General features: G+C 62.1%; 15 protein-coding genes. 5 read left to right on the top strand and 10 right to left on the bottom strand.

The window, feature by feature from the left end; genetic code table 11:
• The first annotated feature begins 1 nt into the window (after nucleotide 1).
• The 5 genes from ACN0S5_RS03125 to ACN0S5_RS03145 are packed head-to-tail and all read left to right on the top strand — an operon-like array spanning nucleotide 2 to nucleotide 3,195.
• Nucleotides 2–715 carry a flagellar hook-basal body complex protein gene (locus ACN0S5_RS03125; RefSeq protein ID WP_417205861.1) on the top strand — a complete coding sequence of 238 codons (714 nt, stop codon included), beginning with the start codon at nucleotides 2–4 and terminating at the stop codon, nucleotides 713–715.
• A 10-nt stretch (nucleotides 716–725) separates the two neighbouring features.
• Nucleotides 726–1,511 carry a flagellar basal-body rod protein FlgG gene (gene flgG, locus ACN0S5_RS03130; protein ID WP_417205863.1) on the top strand — a complete coding sequence of 262 codons (786 nt, stop codon included), beginning with the start codon at nucleotides 726–728 and terminating at the stop codon, nucleotides 1,509–1,511.
• Nucleotides 1,511–1,924 (top strand): flagellar basal body P-ring formation chaperone FlgA, encoded by a 414-nt coding sequence (gene flgA / locus ACN0S5_RS03135; RefSeq protein WP_417205865.1) that lies wholly within the window; start codon nucleotides 1,511–1,513, stop codon nucleotides 1,922–1,924. Before flgG ends, flgA begins: the two co-directional genes overlap by 1 nt.
• An 8-nt stretch (nucleotides 1,925–1,932) precedes the next feature.
• Nucleotides 1,933–2,661 (top strand): flagellar basal body L-ring protein FlgH, encoded by a 729-nt coding sequence (gene flgH / locus ACN0S5_RS03140; protein WP_417205867.1) that lies wholly within the window; start codon nucleotides 1,933–1,935, stop codon nucleotides 2,659–2,661.
• 9 nt (nucleotides 2,662–2,670) lie between these two features.
• Complete coding sequence (locus tag ACN0S5_RS03145; RefSeq protein WP_417205869.1) at nucleotides 2,671–3,195, top strand: flagellar basal body-associated FliL family protein; 525 nt, start codon at nucleotides 2,671–2,673, stop codon at nucleotides 3,193–3,195.
• 62 nt (nucleotides 3,196–3,257) lie between these two features.
• Here ACN0S5_RS03145 and ACN0S5_RS03150 read toward each other — a convergent pair whose 3' ends face one another.
• The 10 genes from ACN0S5_RS03150 to ACN0S5_RS03195 form a co-directional block, all read right to left on the bottom strand.
• Nucleotides 3,258–3,689 carry a hypothetical protein gene (locus ACN0S5_RS03150; protein ID WP_417205871.1) on the bottom strand — a complete coding sequence of 144 codons (432 nt, stop codon included), beginning with the start codon at nucleotides 3,687–3,689 and terminating at the stop codon, nucleotides 3,258–3,260.
• Complete coding sequence (locus tag ACN0S5_RS03155; RefSeq protein WP_417205873.1) at nucleotides 3,686–4,774, bottom strand: EscU/YscU/HrcU family type III secretion system export apparatus switch protein; 1,089 nt, start codon at nucleotides 4,772–4,774, stop codon at nucleotides 3,686–3,688. The genes ACN0S5_RS03150 and ACN0S5_RS03155 overlap by 4 nt, the downstream gene beginning before the upstream one ends.
• Nucleotides 4,775–4,780: 6 nt before the next feature.
• Nucleotides 4,781–5,539 (bottom strand): flagellar biosynthetic protein FliR, encoded by a 759-nt coding sequence (locus ACN0S5_RS03160; protein WP_417206066.1) that lies wholly within the window; start codon nucleotides 5,537–5,539, stop codon nucleotides 4,781–4,783.
• Between the two features lie 5 nt (nucleotides 5,540–5,544).
• On the bottom strand, nucleotides 5,545–7,620 hold the full coding sequence (gene flhA / locus ACN0S5_RS03165; protein WP_417205875.1) for a flagellar biosynthesis protein FlhA: 2,076 nt from the start codon (nucleotides 7,618–7,620) through the stop codon (nucleotides 5,545–5,547).
• Between the two features lie 414 nt (nucleotides 7,621–8,034).
• Nucleotides 8,035–10,308 carry a hypothetical protein gene (locus tag ACN0S5_RS03170; RefSeq protein ID WP_417205877.1) on the bottom strand — a complete coding sequence of 758 codons (2,274 nt, stop codon included), beginning with the start codon at nucleotides 10,306–10,308 and terminating at the stop codon, nucleotides 8,035–8,037.
• Nucleotides 10,305–11,174 (bottom strand): flagellar motor stator protein MotA, encoded by an 870-nt coding sequence (motA, locus tag ACN0S5_RS03175; protein ID WP_417205879.1) that lies wholly within the window; start codon nucleotides 11,172–11,174, stop codon nucleotides 10,305–10,307. The genes ACN0S5_RS03170 and motA overlap by 4 nt, the downstream gene beginning before the upstream one ends.
• A 69-nt stretch (nucleotides 11,175–11,243) precedes the next feature.
• Nucleotides 11,244–12,350 (bottom strand): flagellar basal body P-ring protein FlgI, encoded by a 1,107-nt coding sequence (locus ACN0S5_RS03180; protein ID WP_417205880.1) that lies wholly within the window; start codon nucleotides 12,348–12,350, stop codon nucleotides 11,244–11,246.
• Nucleotides 12,350–13,348 (bottom strand): flagellin, encoded by a 999-nt coding sequence (locus ACN0S5_RS03185; RefSeq protein WP_417205882.1) that lies wholly within the window; start codon nucleotides 13,346–13,348, stop codon nucleotides 12,350–12,352. Before ACN0S5_RS03185 ends, ACN0S5_RS03180 begins: the two co-directional genes overlap by 1 nt.
• Before the next feature lie 12 nt (nucleotides 13,349–13,360).
• The gene (gene flgK, locus ACN0S5_RS03190; protein ID WP_417205883.1) at nucleotides 13,361–14,809 is read right to left on the bottom strand and encodes a flagellar hook-associated protein FlgK; all 1,449 of its coding nucleotides are present in this window, start codon (nucleotides 14,807–14,809) and stop codon (nucleotides 13,361–13,363) included.
• A gap of 35 nt (nucleotides 14,810–14,844) precedes the next feature.
• A complete protein-coding gene (locus tag ACN0S5_RS03195) occupies nucleotides 14,845–16,149 on the bottom strand; it encodes a flagellar hook-basal body complex protein (RefSeq protein ID WP_323767752.1) in 1,305 nt (434 codons plus the stop codon).
• Nucleotides 16,150–16,238 lie beyond the last annotated feature (89 nt).

Genomic DNA, 16,238 nt, shown 5'->3' on the forward strand with positions numbered 1-16,238 from the left:
CATGGAAACTGCTGGCTATACCGCCCTCTCGCGGCAATCGAGCCTGATGCGCGAAATGCAGGTGATCGCCAACAACATCGCCAACGCCAACACCACCGGTTACCGGCAAGAGGGTGTGATCTTTTCCGAATTCGTCGCCGAAGGCGATGGCATGGCCGCCGTGGCCATGGCCGCCGGGCGCATCGGTTCGACCTCTTTCAAGCAGGGCACTCTGGAACAGACCGGCGGTCTGTATGACCTTGCAATCGAGGGCGACGGCTTTTTTCTGGTGGAAACCGGACAGGGGCAGCGCCTGACCCGCGCCGGGGCGTTTTCGTCCAGCGCCGACGGCACGCTGGTCACATCGGACGGCCACCCGGTTCTCGACGAAAGCGGCGCGCCGCTCTTTGTGCCGCCGCAGGCCGTGGGTCTTGCGATTGCCCGTGATGGCACGATCAGCACAGAGGGCAGGCCCATCGGGCGGGTCGGCGTCGTGCGCCCGCTGGAACCCTTGGGGATGATCCGCGAGGGCGGTCAGATGTTCCGCAGCGACGCCGGTTTCGAACCCGTCGAAGAGCCGCGCGTCATGCAGGGCTTTGTCGAGGCGTCAAACGTCGATCCGATCCTGCAAGTGGCCCGCATGGTCGAGGTGCAGCGCGCCTACGAACTGGGTCAAAGTTTCATGGAGCGAGAGGATGAACGCATCCGCAGCGCTCTGAAAGCCTTCATCAAATAGGAGCCGTCACATGCGCGCCCTCAAAATCGCCGCCACCGGGATGAGTGCCCAGCAAATGCGGGTCGAGGTCATCTCGAACAACCTCTCGAACATGAGCACGACCGGCTACAACGCCCGCCGGGCCGAATTTGCCGATCTGCACTATCAACAACTCGCCCGCGCCGGGTCTGTCAGCGCGGCGGATGGGACGGTGCTGCCAACCGGGGTCCAGCTGGGCCTTGGGGTCCGTCCCGCGGCGGTGTCCATGCAGCTGCAACAAGGGGCCTTGTCGGCCACCGGCGGCGATCTGGATCTTGCCATCGAAGGCAACGGCTATCTGGAGGTGACGTTGCCCTCCGGGCAGTTGGGCTACACCCGCGACGGCGCGCTTAAGCGGACCGGTGAAGGTCTGATTGTCACCTCCGAAGGGTTTCCCGTCTCACCCGAGATCGTCATTCCCGAAGATGCCCGCAGCATCTCGATCAATGCTGACGGTGAGGTTTACGCCTATTTCCTCAACGATCCCGAAGGCCAGTTGCTGGGCCAGTTCACCTTGTCCGGGTTCACCAACCCAAAGGGGCTCGAGGCGATCGGCTCCAACCTGTTTGTCGAGACAGAGGCCTCTGGCCCCGCGCTCCAGACGACACCCGGACAGGACGGTCTGGGCACCGTGCGGCAGGGCTATCTTGAGGACAGTTCGGTGGACGCGGTCAAGGAAATCACCGACCTGATCGAGGCGCAGCGCGGCTATGAGCTGAACTCCAAGGTGATTTCCGCCGCCGACCAGATGATGGGCGCCACGGCGCAGGTGCGCTGATGCGCTGGCTGGTCCTTTTGGCTTTTGTCCCTGCGGTGTCGGCGGCGGAAACCGTGGTCGCCACGCAGACCATCCGCCCGCAACAGATCATCACGGCGGACGCGGTGCGCCTCGATCCCGCCGAGGTGACCGGCGCGTTTGCCAGGCTCGACGCGGTTGTCGGACAGGAGGCACGGACCGCGATTTACCCCGGCCGCGCCGTCATGCGCGGCGCAGTGGGCCAGCCTGCTCTGGTGGACCGAAATCAGGCGGTCGCGCTGGTCTACGCCCATGCCGGCCTGCGCATCAAGGCCGAGGGGCGGGCGCTGGGCCGAGGCGCGGCAGGTGAGCGGATTCGCGTGATGAACGTCGATTCGCGCACCGTGCTGTTCGGGACGATTTCCCCTGACGGCAGCATTCTGGTGAACAAGTGAGGACTGACATGTTGCGACGACTTGGCCTGATCGGGCTGACCCTGGCCGCAGGTGCCTGTGCGCGGGTCGATCACATCGGCAAAGAACCTGATTTCACGCCCGGCACCAGCAGCCCCGAGCGGGTCGCCATGATCGCGTCGGGATTGCCGCCGGGGGCGGCCTCCAAACGCGGCACGGATCGCGCCTCGCTCTGGAGTGGCGGAAAGACCTCTCTGCTTGGCGACCGGCGCGCCGTCCGGCGCGGTGACATCATGACGGTTGTGATCGAGATCGACGAAAGCGCCGAGATCAAGAACCAGACCTCGCGGTCGCGGTCGGGATCGGAAAGCCTTGGTATTCCCGCCCTTTTCGGCATTCCGCAACGGATCAACCAAGGTATCACCGACGGGGCCAGCCTTGATGACGCGGTGTCGATCAAATCCTCCAGCGATGCCAGTGGCGATGGGTCTGTACGGCGCAGTGAAAGTCTGACCTTGCGGGTCGCGGCCACGGTGATCGACGTGCTGCCCAATGGCGTGCTGGCCATTGAGGGCAGTCAGGAGGTCAGGGTGAACTTCGAACTGCGGGAACTGCTGGTTTCCGGTTACGTCCGGCCAGAGGACATTTCGCGCCAGAATGAGATCACCTACGACAAGATCGCCTCCGCCCGTATTTCCTATGGCGGTCGCGGACAGATCAGCGACATGCAGCAACCCAGGATCGGCCAGCAGGTGCTGGATGCGATTCTGCCTTTCTGAGGTCCGTCCATGCTCAAGAAACTGCTCCCTGTTGTGCTGGCGCTGATCGGCACCGGCGCCGGTGTCGGGGCCGGGCTGTTCCTGATGCCCGCCGAAGGCGATGTCCCCGAAGTCGCGGACCATGGCGACGACCACGCGGTCGTCACGTCAGACGATCCCCATGCCGCAGATGAGACCCACAAGGGCGATGATCCGCACGGCAGTGCGGGCAATGAATACGTCAAGATCAACAACCAATTCGTCATCCCCATCATGGGTGCGAAACGGGTTGAGGCGCTGGTGGTGGCGGCCATAAGTCTGGAAGTCAGCGGCGGCACAACCCAGGTTGTCTACGCACGTGAGCCGAAACTGCGGGACGTTTTCCTGCAAGTCATGTTCGACCACGCCAATATCGGCGGCTTCGAAGGTTCTTTTACCTCAGGCGAACGGATGGAAATCCTGCGCTCCGCCCTGCTGGATGCTGCAAGGTCCGTTCTGGGGGCGGATGTCAAAGATGTCCTGATCACCGAAATCGCCCGTCAGGACGCTGCCTGAACAGGCCATCGGGGCTATGCGCACAAAGGCCACCCTTTGGGGTGGCCTTTGCGTTTTCAGGGTCACAGAAGACCGCGGTCACGCCCTGCGCGCAGAATGCCCAGCGCGTCGATGGCGTCGGCCTCTGCCTTGAACCGACGTTTACGGCGACTTTCCACCTCTTCGAGGGCCAGCTTTCTGGCGGCCTCGACCCGCGAAAAGGCGGTTTTCGCCCGCGCCTGACTGTCGGCTTCCTGCGCTCTGGCCATGGCGCTGTGCCGCAAGATCTCTGCCCGCCGAGTCGCCAGCCATCCCTGCCACAAGGTATCCGCGCCCAGCATCTGGCGCGCATTGATGGATCCGTGATCCGCTTGCGCCGCCTGCCGCATCCCGTCGATCTGGGCCAGTTCACCCGCTAGCCGACTGCTTTCCGCCAGATTCCGGCGGTGCGCCTCAAGATCCCTTTCCAGCAGCAGCTCTGTCGCCTCTGTCAGGTCATCATACTTGGTCTTCACCAGCGGCTCTCCTTTGCCTTGGCCCGCATGCGGTCCGCAAAACGGATTGCCGCGGCAACGGGCCGATAGTGATCCGGTGCGATTTCCGCGCCGATTTCCGTGGTGGCATACAGCGCCCGAGCCGTTGGCGGATCGGAATGGATCGGTACTCCGGCCTCTTTCGCCGCCTCACGGATGCGCGCGGCAACCGCGTCCTGCCCTTTGGCCACGCAGACCGGGGCCGAGCCGCCCATCCGGCTCCACGTCAGGGCGACGGCGTAATGTGTCGGGTTGACGATGATCACGTCGGCCTTTGGGACCTCCGCCATCATCTGGTTGAGCGCCAGTTCCTGCGCCCGCATCCGGCGGTGTTGCTTGAGATGTGGATCGCCTTCGGATTCCTTCATCTCGTCGCGCAACTCCTTTTGCGTCATCCGGTTCTTGCGCGTGTGCTCGGCCCGTTGCCAGAACAGATCGATGCCGCCGATCACAACCGCGATCAGCACCACGATGAACAGGAACTGCTGTATGAGGCTGGTCATGCTCAGGACAACTTCGCCCGGTGTGCCCATGATCGCCCCGATGATCACGTCCCGTTGGCCCCGCAGGAACACCGCCAGCAGGATCGAATAGACACTGAGTTTGACGAAGCTTTTGAAGAATTCAAACAGCCCGCGTCGCCCGAACTTGTTCTTGGCGTTCTCGATCGGGTTGATGCGTGACGCCTTGGGCGCAAGCTTTGACCCGGTGAACAGAAGTCCACGGGTGGCGAAAAGCGTCAAAAGGACAAACACGCCGGGTGCGGCAAGAAAAGGCAGCGCCGGCGTCAGGACCGCCCCCATCACCGATCCCGACGCAGCGGTCGCGCCCTCGCCGAAAAACAAGGCCTCCAGCCGATCCGGCTGTTCGATGAGCGGCAAAAGCGACTCCGCGAATCGCGCCAGACTCGGGCCGCCCAGCGCCACCATGCAGGTCAGCAGGCCAAGGTAGGCCATCGCCGTCAGGATATCCGGCGCGCGCGGAATTTCACCCTTTTTGCGCGCCTGATCGAGTTTGCGTTCGGATGGTTCGTGGCTCTTTTCGGCGGAGTCGTCCTGTTGCGACATGGCGACCTACCGGAAGGGCGCGGCAAGAAAGCCGTCGAAAGCATGCAGCCACGCTGACAGCAGGATCGGCGCCGAGACCAACAAAAGCGCAATCGCGCCAAAGGTGATCACCGGCGCCCCCACAAAGGCCACCATAAGTTGCGGCATCGCCTTGTTGATGACGCCCAACGTGAGGTTGTAGATCACCGACATCAGCACAAAGGGCGCGGCGAGCGTGAACGCCAGCGCAAAACTCTGTCCCACGCGCTGGCGACCGGCGTCGGCGACATCCGCCGGATTGGGAAACTGCATCGCGGGCAGTATGTCATAGGACAGCACCAGAAATGCGGCGGCCTTTACGTGAAACCCCGTCGCCATCAGCAGGGCCAGCGCGGCGGTGGTCAGGATGTGGCCGATTGCCGGCAGCGGATCGAGGCCCGAGGCCCCCAACAACTGTGAGAGCGAGGTGGATTGCGCGGCCATGGCCCCGGCGGTCTGGATCGCGATGATGAAAAGCCGCAGCATGATTCCAAGGAACAGGCCGGAAAGCGTTTCCGTGGCCAGCACCATGAGGAACGCGCCAAGGCTCGGTTCCGGCAGATCGAACCCCGGTGCCACGGCCGGTGTGACGATCACCGTCAACATGATCGCTAGGACAAGGCGCACGCGGACCGATATGACCTGCTCGCCCAGACCGGGAAGCGCCGCCAGCGCTGCGGCCACCCGAAGAAAAACAATCAGCGAGGCCCAGAGGCTCCCCGACAGGAGCTCGATCAAGGGGTGCATGGCGATCACGCAGCCACCACTCCGACCAGCGCGGGCCGCGCCTCAAGCCCGATTTCCTCATAGGACATGACCGGGTTGCTGAGGCCCTTGGCCACCATGACCGTCCGCAGGAATCGTCGTCGCCGGGCGGAGGTGACAACCGCGGCAGAGACACCGCGGGTCGCTGCCTCGCCAATCGTGCTGGCCAAACCGCTGGTGAGCGCCTCAAATTTATCCGGGGGCAAGGCCACGTCCAACGCGCCCTGACTGCTTTCGACCTGATACGCAAGAAAGGTGTCCTCCCATTCCGGGGCAAGTTGCACAAGCGGAATGGTGCCATCGTCGCGCCGCATCCCTGCGACCAGTTGAAAGCCCAGACGCTGGCGAACGTGTTCGCAGATGGCCTCGGCCTGAGTCTGCTGGCCGCGCATCTCGGCAATCGTTTCCAGAATCAGCGGCAAGTTGCGAACCGAGACCTGCTCATCCAGCAAGAGCCGCAGCACCTGCAACAGCGTGTCGATCTGCACCTTGTCGGGGATCAGCTCATCCAGCAGCTTGCGATTTGCCTCGGCACGGGACTGGTTGGTGAGCGAGACCATCTCATCCAGCAGGCGACGCAGCGCCTTCAGCGTCAGCAGGCGGCCAAAGTTGCGGCGGATGACCTCAAGCAAATGGGTTGCCAGCACTTCGGTCGGGGAAACGATGGTCGCCCCGGTGATCGCGGCCTTTTCCTGATCTTCGGGACGCAACCATCGCGCGGGTGCGCCATAGACAGGTTCGGTCACGTCGCGCCCCTGAGGCAGCGCACCGCTGGATTCGGGCACGAGGGCCAGAACAAAATCGGGGTTCAACTCTCCACGCGCCATTTCCACACCGTGAATGCGGATCACATAGGTGCCGGTGGGCAGGGACGGCGCATCGGTCAGCCGGATTTCCGGCAGGACAAGCCCGAAATGCGAGGCGATGTGCCGCCGCATATTGGCGATCCTGACATCCAGCCCGGTGCCCGGATCCAGCACCATGTTGACCAGATCCGGTGCGAATTCGACATGGATATCGTCGAGGTCGAGCACATCGCCCATGTGCTGTTCCGGCAGCGTGGGTTCTGCTTCGGGGGCTTCCGAGGGGTCCTCTGTTTCAGCGGGACGTCTGGATATCCACCATGCTGTCCCGCCAAGAACGCCACCGCCAAGAATGAACGGCACAAAGGGCAGGCCCGGCACCAGCGCAAAAAGCACCATGAGCACCGCAACCGCCAAAAGCGCCGATGGATGCCGCCCGAGTTGCGCCGCCACCGCCACGTCTGTGGCGCCGGTCGAGCCGCCCCGCGCCAGCAACAATCCCGCAGCGATCGAGATGATCACCGCCGGAATCTGGGACACCAACCCGTCGCCGACAGTCAGGATGGCATAGGTCTCAAGCGCGCTCCCCAAGGGCATGTCGTGCATCACGACACCCATGATGATCCCCATGACAAGGTTCAGGATGGTGATCAAAAGACCGGCAACCGCGTCGCCCTTGACGAATTTCGACGCGCCGTCGAGCGAGCCGAAAAAGGTTGTTTCCTGCTGTTCGGTCTCGCGGCGGCACTTGGCCTCTGCGTGGTCGATGGCCCCGGCCGACATGTCCGCATCGATGGCCAGCTGTTTGCCGGGCATCGCGTCCAGCGCAAAGCGGGCCGAAACCTCGGCCATACGCGCCGAGCCTTTGGTGATGACCGCAAAGTTGACAATCATCAGGACGCCAAAGACCACAAGCCCGAGAAACACGCTTCCGCCCATGACGAAGTTTGCGAATCCTTCGATCACTTCACCGGCGGCATGTGTCCCGGTATGCCCTTGGCCGATGATCAGTTTCGTGGAGCTGACGTTGAGCGACAGCCGCAGCATCAGCGAGGTCAAGAGGATCGTCGGAAAGGCGGAAAAATCGAGCGGACGCTCGATAAACAGGGTCACGGTGAAAATCAGGATGGCAAGGCCGAAGGACGCAGCCAGTCCGACATCCAGCACCCATGATGGCATCGGCAAAATCATCATGACGATCACCGCCATCAGGGCAAAGGCCATGAGGATTGTGGGTTTGAAGAGGCTTGAAGGTGACATGATCTGCTTTCCCGCTGTCACGCCCGGCGCCGGCGAACGGAACGCCGGTCGGTGCCTGGGGATGAGGTCCTGTGGTCACGTCTTCCGATTGCCTGAGGGACGTGTTTTTCCTGCCCGCCGAACTCGGAAAACGGGCTGTCGGTATTTGACGCAAATTGTAGCGGCAGCGGCCAAAATCGCCGGAGCAAGATTGAGCTTTCGGCGCATTGGTCAGACAGTCCACTGCGCAGGCTGGATCCGATGCGGGCCGGCAGACTATTCTGATCCGTTTCGCCTGATGCAGTCGCGGTGATTTCCACCCGACCCAAAGCGGCATTCTGCCGATCGCGGGACTGCGCCATTTCTTGGCCCCTCCGTTCCGTCTTTCATCCCTTCTTGGGTAGGGCAGAAGCGTTTAGAAAGCGTAAGGAGAGGTCAGTCGGACGTCGGAACCGCCGTTGCATCCAACAATGCGCGAAGCGTTTCTCGTGACTGTGCGCTGGCCGCCGAAAGCGCGTTGGCTGCGGACAGGCTGACATCCGTTGGATCGTAGGCGGCCGGGGTCGATTGCATGAGGTCCGCAGCCGGCGCCAGGGCTGTGTCGCTTTCGGCCACATCCTTCCAGTCACCGGACAACCACGCGGCATCCACCGCGGCGCGGCCATCGCCGATGCTTTCATAGATCGACTTGGTAAAGACATGATCACCCATCTGGCGACGCGCCTCGGCGCGCAATCGCACCACGCGGTCACCGCGCTGCCCGATCAGGATAATTTCCGCCTCTTCCGGACGCGACAGGGCGAGCAACGCCTCCGCCCTTGCTGTGCGAGCCTCGGGAAGGTCGTTCGCACTGGCCAAAACATCCAGTTGTTCAAGGGCGGTATCGGGCAAGCCAAGATCCAGAAAACGCTCCGCGATGGCGACCGATGTCGCGGCGTGATCCGGCAGCAAGCCATCGGCGAGCGACCGGGTCGCGAGCTTCAGGAAGGTGAGGTCATCGGCTCTTTCGACAAGAAATTTCAGGGCAACTTGCTGCATGAATTCGACAACGTCCGGGGGCATGCCGTGGGACGCCTCAAGTTCGGCGAAGGCGGCATCAAACGCGCCGTTGATCAACAGCGACCGGACATGGGACTTCCAGAGTTTCTGCCCGTCCTCGTTGTTGCGCAATTCGGTGGCGAAGGCATCGGACAGTTCGACAATGCGCGTGGGCACCAGAGTGTCGGTTGCGTCGGCGAGATCAATGGAAGCCGCCACGGCCCTTGCCGCTTCGGGACCGCCGGCCACGGAAAGATCGTGCAGGCGCTGCTCGGCTTCATCATGGCGGCCGTCCTTCATCGCAAGCTGGGCCTTTCCCAATGCGATGCTGTCGGTTTCCTGCCCTTCCATCCGCTGCAAACGGCGCAGAACGTCGCGGGCAACGTCGGTGTAGCCCGACTGGGACAAGTGATCGACCAGAACGGGGCCAAGATACGAACGGAGATGTTTCGGCAATGTCTCAAAGCTGCGCAAAAGCGCCGCTCTGGCGATCTCCGGTGCATTCGGCGCGGGAGGTTTTGACAGCACCGACCAAAGCGCCGCGGCCCCGTCACATGCGGACAGCCCGCCGAATAGATCGCTGGGGTCCGGTTCGCCATCAATGACGTAGGACAGAGCGACAAGGACCGGGGCCTTGGTGTCCGGCTGCAATGAAAGTGCCGCGCGGGCCTCGGCACCAAAGCCGTAGTACAGCAACGCCGCAGAATACTGCCGCAGCAAGTCGGGAGCGATCCGGTCGAATTCGCCAAAGACCTTGCCCCGTCTCTCGGCCAGAACAAGGTTCGGATCGGCGTCCGCCTGTGACCACGAATTCAGCGCAAGATCCTGGTCGCTGATGCAGACGTCTCCACCGACCGAAATCCGCCCTTTCCGAAGCGTCTGGTCATCCACTCCGGAAACTCCCGCGGATAGACGCCGTGCGAGGGTTCCGGGATCAACGGCCAGTTCTGTGGGTATCGCCGGATCGGGCTGGCTTGCAACGACAGCGGTTGGCGCAGCCGGTGCCCTGAGGGACGGGTCCAGCAGCCCCTGCATCGCCGCCACGGAAAGGTCAGCGGCAAGTTGACTGCCAAGGTCTCTTGACGGTGATGGTCCCTCGTCCCGGTAATCAATGACGGACGGCACCAAGCCCGCCTGCTCGCGCTCTGCCAGATACGGGAAAAGGTTTGGTCCCGCAGATTGCGGCCCGATCTGCGGCCCCCCTGCGAACCGGATTTGTGCGAACTCGCGCAACCACGGTGACAAAGCCGGATCCACTGCGACCGGCTTGCGCCGCGCGGTCTGCGGCGCAGACAGTTGAACAGGGGTATCGGAGGGTGCCACATCAATTACCAGCATCGTATCCCGAAGCACAAAGGCCTCTGCGCGACATTGGCACCCCAATCCGATTTCAAGTCCGACTCCGTCCTCCGAGGGCGTCAAACTGGCGATCCGCTCTGTCCCGATTCGGTTAAAGACTGTCGCGATTTCAAATTGGTAAGGCCCCTTGTCGAGCGAAAGCGAGATGCGGCCCGCATCGGGTTCGGGGGTCAAAGCCCATTCTGTCCCGTCCGGCACATCCAGCACCAGCCGCGTGAATTCCCCGTGTTCACCGCTCCGCACGGTCACTGTCTGAGCCGGTGCCAGGCTCGGCCACAGCGCGATCAACAGAAATCCTATCCAGCGGGTCATGCGGCCTCCTGCTTGACCGACTTCAAAGCCTCTTCAAGATCCTCGAAACTGGGCCGGAAGTGATCTGGTGTATTCTGGCGACCGACTTCGATGCAGATGTTGGTCGCATGGTTGTGCAGGTTCGCGACAAGAACTTCCCGGATCAGGTGATAGAACTGAAGGTCCTCTTCCGCGACGGCCTTGACCTTGGTCGCGAACGGGCCGACGAGCCCATAGGCAAGGAACACGCCCAGAAACGTGCCGACCAGCGCGCCGCCGATCAGCTTGCCAAGCACCTCTGGGGGTTGGTCGATCGAGGCCATCGTTTTGATCACCCCGAGGACAGCCGCAACAATCCCGAGGGCCGGCAAGGCGTCCGCCATCGACTGAAGGGCATGGCTGGAATGCAAGGCGTGATGCTGCATCCCGTCCAGCCGCTTGTCCAGGACCTCTTCAACCTGATGCGGATCGTCGTAGTTCATCGAAACGGACCGCATGGTGTCACAGACCAGTTCGATAGCGTATTTGTCGGCCAAAATCTTGGGATACTTCCCGAAGATGTTCGATTCCTTTGGAGATTCGACATGCTCTTCGATGGCGACAGGGTTCTGCCGGGCCAGCCGGATCAGTTCGAACAGCAGGCAAAGCAGATCGCGATAGTCATCGGGTTTCCACTTTGCCCCCTTGAAGACCTTGGCCACGTCTTTGAGCGTGTGTTTCACCGTCGCGCCGTCGTTGCTGATCAAAAAGGCGCCGGTGGCGGCCCCGCCGATCATCATGAACTCAAACGGGAGCGCCTTGATGATGATCCCCAGCTTGCCGCCGGCCGCAAGGTAGCCGCCGAAAACCATGGCGAAGATCACCACGATACCAATGATTCCGAGCATACCCGCTCTCCCGATCCGTTACCGTCGCCAGCCTGCCAGCCAGCCGTTAAGAAAGCCTCATCGGCGCCGTCACATCACCACGAAATCCGCGTGCAATGCGCCAGCCGCCTTTATGCTCTTTAGAATGTCGATCATGTCCCGCGGGCTGACGCCCAGCGCGTTCAGACCGGCGATGACTTCCGAAAGATTTGTGCCCGTCGGAACCTCTGCCAGGCCGATCCCCGGCTCTTCCTCGATCAGGGCACCGGTGCGCGGAACCACCACAGTATCCCCGTCGCTGAAGGGGTTGGGCTGGATCGCCAAAGGCGCTTCTTCGATGCGAAGCGTCAGGTTGCCTTGAGAAACCGCCACTCGGGAAATCCGCACGTCTGCGCCCATCACAATGGTGCCCGACCGCTGGTCGACCACCACGCGCGCACGCCGCTGTGGTTCCACCGAAAGATTTTCGATTGCGACCACAGCCCGTGCCGGCGACCGCGCCCCGGTGCGTTGCAGATCGACACTGATTGTTCCGGCATCCAGCATGGTCGCGGCCCGCCGTCCGATTGAGCGGTTGATCACATCCTCGATCCGCGCGGCGGTGGTAAAGTCGGGCTCCCGCAGGGCCAGTCGCAAAGTGGACAACTGCGTGAAATCAAACGCCACCTCGCGTTCGATGCGGGCCCCGGAGGGGACCACCCCTGCGGTTGGGACACCCTGCACGACGCGGGCGGCGTCCCCCTCGATCTCGACACCGCCGGCGATGATGGTGCCCTGTGCCACGGCATAGATCTGGCCGTCCGCGGCGTTCAGCGGGGTCATGATCAGCGTACCGCCCAGCAGGCTTTTGGCATCGCCAATGGCGGAAACGGTAATATCGATCTGGTTCCCGATCCGCGAAAATGGTGGCAATTTGCCGGTCACGAGAACCGCCGCCACGTTCCGTGGGCGGAACTGCTCACCGGTCACGTTCACCCCCAGACGTTCGAGGATGTTCGACATGATTTCTTCGGTAAACGGCGAATTTCGCAGCCCGTCGCCGGTTCCGTTCAGACCGACGACCAGACCATAGCCAACAAGGTCGTTCGACCGGACGCCATCGACCTCGACGAGGTCCTTGATGCGCACGGATTGCGCTGAGGCAGGGACCGCAAGCGACAGCGTCAGGATCAGCAAGGCGAAAAAACGTGTGAACATCAGAGATACTCCGCAAGCGACAGGCGCTGGGACCGCGCCGTGATGGCGTAAAGGCTTTCCAGCTGGGACCGGATGTTTTCATAGCGGGACGCGGTGTAGTATTGATCCGTTCCCACCAGATCGAGCCGGGCGATATTCGTGGCCGTGAATTCCGCAGAATTGCGCGCGGTCGTCTCTTCGACCCGCGCCTCAAGCGCACCCAGACCCGCGCGCAGTTCGACCACGTCCTGCTGTGCGGCAAGCAGGTCCTGCCCTGCGGTGGTCAGCATTTCAATTTGCAGGTCCTGATCGAAACCCAGAGTGCCATCCGTGGCGAGGGCCGCCATCACCATGGGTTTCAGCACTTCGCGAAAGACCGGATCCGTTGCCCGGATATCCAGATTCGCGCTTTCCGTCTCGGACAACTTCAGCGGGGCAAGTCCGGTATTGGACCCCGCGTAGGTTGTTGTTTCGTAGGTGCCGCCCGCGCCAAAGAAGACGTCCAGCACCGCCTCGACACCGGCCATATCGGTCTGCCCAACAAGCGCCGCCCGCACATCCGTCAAAAGGTCATCGCCACTTTGCACAGCTTCCCGGTCGGTTGCCGTCCCCGAAAACAGGAACCGCCCCGCGACCGAACGGTTCAGCCCGTTCATCACCTGACTCAGCGCGTTTTCGGCATCATCGGCCATAGTGCTCAGCAAAGCGGAGTTCGGCGTGAGCTCCGCCGCGATCAGCGACTGTGAGAGCGTCTCGCTCCGCCCCTGAATTTCGTCGAGCGCGGTCTGCATCGAGCCGGAGAGAAAACTGGCCTCCGTGGTGTTGACCCGGTAGGTATCCAGTTGCGCAAGCGCCCGGTCGATCGAGAGCAAGCCGGTCAGGTCTCCATGCAGGTGCTTGCCTGCGTCCTTGACAAACCCGGTCGAGACCTCGACCGCAAGCTGGTCCATTTCTTCACGCAGGCGAACCTGGTTGGTGCGCAGCACCAGGGCGCGCGCCATGTCTCCGATGACTTCCATGTCGGGTTCTCCTTATATGGACATCAGCCGGTCAAGCAGTTCGTCGACTGTCGACATGACCTTGGCATTGGCTGTGTAGTGCTGTTCGATCTGCATCAGACGTTGCAATTCCTGATCCGTATCCACACCCTTGGACAGTTCCAGTTCCTTGAGCGCGGTGTTCTGGATCGACACAAAGGTTTGCGCGTTCTCGGCGCGCACGCGCTCTCCGGTTGCGGTCGAGGCAAATTCCGAAATGTGATTGGCAAAGCTGCGTGCGATTCCGGTCAGACCCGATGAGCCGGGGACGGTGGCCGCCCCCAGCGCATCGGTGATCCCTTGCAGCAAGCGGGCGTCGCCCACATCGCCCTGAGTCGCTGCGCCCAGCCCATCGCGCAGTCGCCAAGCGCCGCCGCTGTCCGGCGCCACAAGCGCATTGATTTCGATCCGGCTGGCAATCCCGGCTTCGTTTGCAGTTGCAAAAGCCAGACCACCGTCGGTGAACAGGCCCGGATCGGTGGCGCCCAGCGTGCTGTCCGGCCCACCCGGACCCAATCGTTCGATCAGATCACGGGCGATACCGTCCAGTTGCGACTGGTGTTCCACCGCCGCCCCATCCCTGATCTCAAACTGCGCGGCAAGGCTGCCGCCGGCGAAAAACACCGAGCCATTGGTGTCCACCGGCGTCCCGTTCATGGTCAGGCCGTTCAACTGACCGCCGCCAAGGGTCATGCCCGCGCCGATGCCGTAACTGCGCTCAAACCCGATCTCGATTGGCGAACCGTCAAGCAATACGGCACCGCCACGTGTGAACACCGCCACATCCCCCTTGTCGCGTTCGACCACGCGCAGGGGAACGATATCGGCGATACTGTCGAGAACACGCTGGCGTTCATCATAAAAACTGGCCGAGTCCGTTCCGGTCGCCCGCGCCGCGACGATATTGTCGTTCAGCATATCCAGTCGCGACAGCGCGTTGTTCAAAGTGTCGACCTGCGCGCCGATGCTGGTGTCGGCGGTCTGACGGGCCGCCTGCACCTCATCCGACAGGACGTTCAACGCCCGCGCCAGGGAATCCGCGCTGTTGGAAACAAGTTCCAGCCGCTGGGTCGAGGCCGGATTGGACGCGGCGGTCAAAAGTGCATTCTCAAACACATTGATGCGGTCGGTGAGCGAGCCCGGAACCCCGGAATCGCCCACCAGATCCTCTATCCGGCGCGCGAAATCAAAGCGGGTCGTGGCATCGGCGAGCGCCGCATCCGCCACCATCCGGTCGCCTGTCAACACCGGGTCCGAAAACCGGATCGTTCCGGAAATCCGCACACCCCCGGTGGTGCCGACGGCTCCGGGGACAAGCCCCAGAGTCCGCCGCCCATACCCCTCTGTCGTGGCATTGGAGATATTCGTCGAGACCAGACCCGCTGCCCGAGAATTGGCCTTGAGCCCACTGAAGGCATTGTAAAGCGCGCCTGAAAGAGACATCTAACGACCCCCTTTGTTAAGTGACGGAGGCGCCGTCAGCGCTTGATGTTGGTGGTTTCCTGAAGCATCTCGTCGACGGTCTGAATGACCTTCGCGTTCGACGAATAGGCGCGCTGTGTCTGGATCATGTCGGTGAGTTCGCTGGCCACGTCGGTGGTGCTTTCCTCACGGGCAAAGCTGACCACATCCCCGGTGGGACCGTCACCGGCATCCCACAGGAAGAAGCTGCCGCTTTCAGGCGAAGGCATGTAAATCTGCTTGTCCAGCGCCACCATCCCGTTGGGATTGGGGACGTCGACCAGCGGAACCTGATAGATGATCGAGGTGATGCCAGTATCGAAGAAGGCATAGACAAAGCCGTTCTCATCGATCTCCACCGACGTCATATTACCGGCTGGCGAGCCGTCCTTGGCAATGTTGAGCGGTGCAAACTTGTCAGACCGTTGCGTCAACCCGTCATTGGTTCCGGGACGACCGATGTTGATTTCGATCGGACCACCGGCGGTCGTCACGATTACCGTGCCGGTGGCCGGATCATACGCTCCGCCGGCTGCGCCGACCACAACCGTGTCCAACGTGCCCCCCGATGCCTGCGTGCCATCGAATGTCACGGTGTATTCACCCACCACGGCACCGGCACTGGCCGAGTCTGTGATAACCACGGTCCATTCATTCGAAGACCCTGATGCCGGAATGGTCGGCGTAAAGGTCATCGTGAGGTTCTCAGAACGCCCGAAGTTGTCGTAATACTCGACCGGCAGTGTCAGCGGATCGCCGCTGGCTGTTGAATACGTCTCTGTCGCGGGCAGGTTCAGGCCAAGCGTCATCGACGTTGTCGGTTCGCTCAGGTACTGGTTGAGCGCAATCTGAACAGGCTCCAACCCGTCGGAACTGTCCCGAGCATTGGTCGGGATGGTGCCATCAGCGTTTGCCTTCCATCCCAATAGCATTAGGCCGGAGTCGGTCTTGAGATAGCCATCCGCGTCGACCCGGAACGATCCGGTGGTGGTCAGATACATCTGCGGATCGCCGCTTCCGGCAAGTACCTGCGATTCCTGCGCCACGGGCAGGAAGCCCTGCCCGCGCACCGCCAGATCGGTCGGGTTGTTTGTGGCGACAAGCGCCCCGCTTTCGTCGATGATCCGTTGAGTCGACGACCGTACACCCCCGGCGGTGTAGGTCGCGCCATTGCCCTGCATGACCATGGCGGTAAAGTCGGCCTCGACCCGTTTGTACCCTTTGGTCGCGGAGTTTGCGATGTTGTCGGAAATGGTTCCCAGCCGGGTGGCATTGGCCGCAAGGCCCGCAACCCCTGCGTTGAGGGATGAAGAGATTGTCATGGACTAGCCTTTCTGCTGTCGATCTCAAATTCTTGGACAACAGATAGACGCGCGGGTTTAACGACGGCCTAACATTTAAAATCCCACGA

The sequence above is a fragment of the Antarctobacter sp. genome (assembly GCF_048262615.1).
Taxonomy (GTDB): Bacteria; Pseudomonadota; Alphaproteobacteria; order Rhodobacterales; family Rhodobacteraceae; genus Antarctobacter.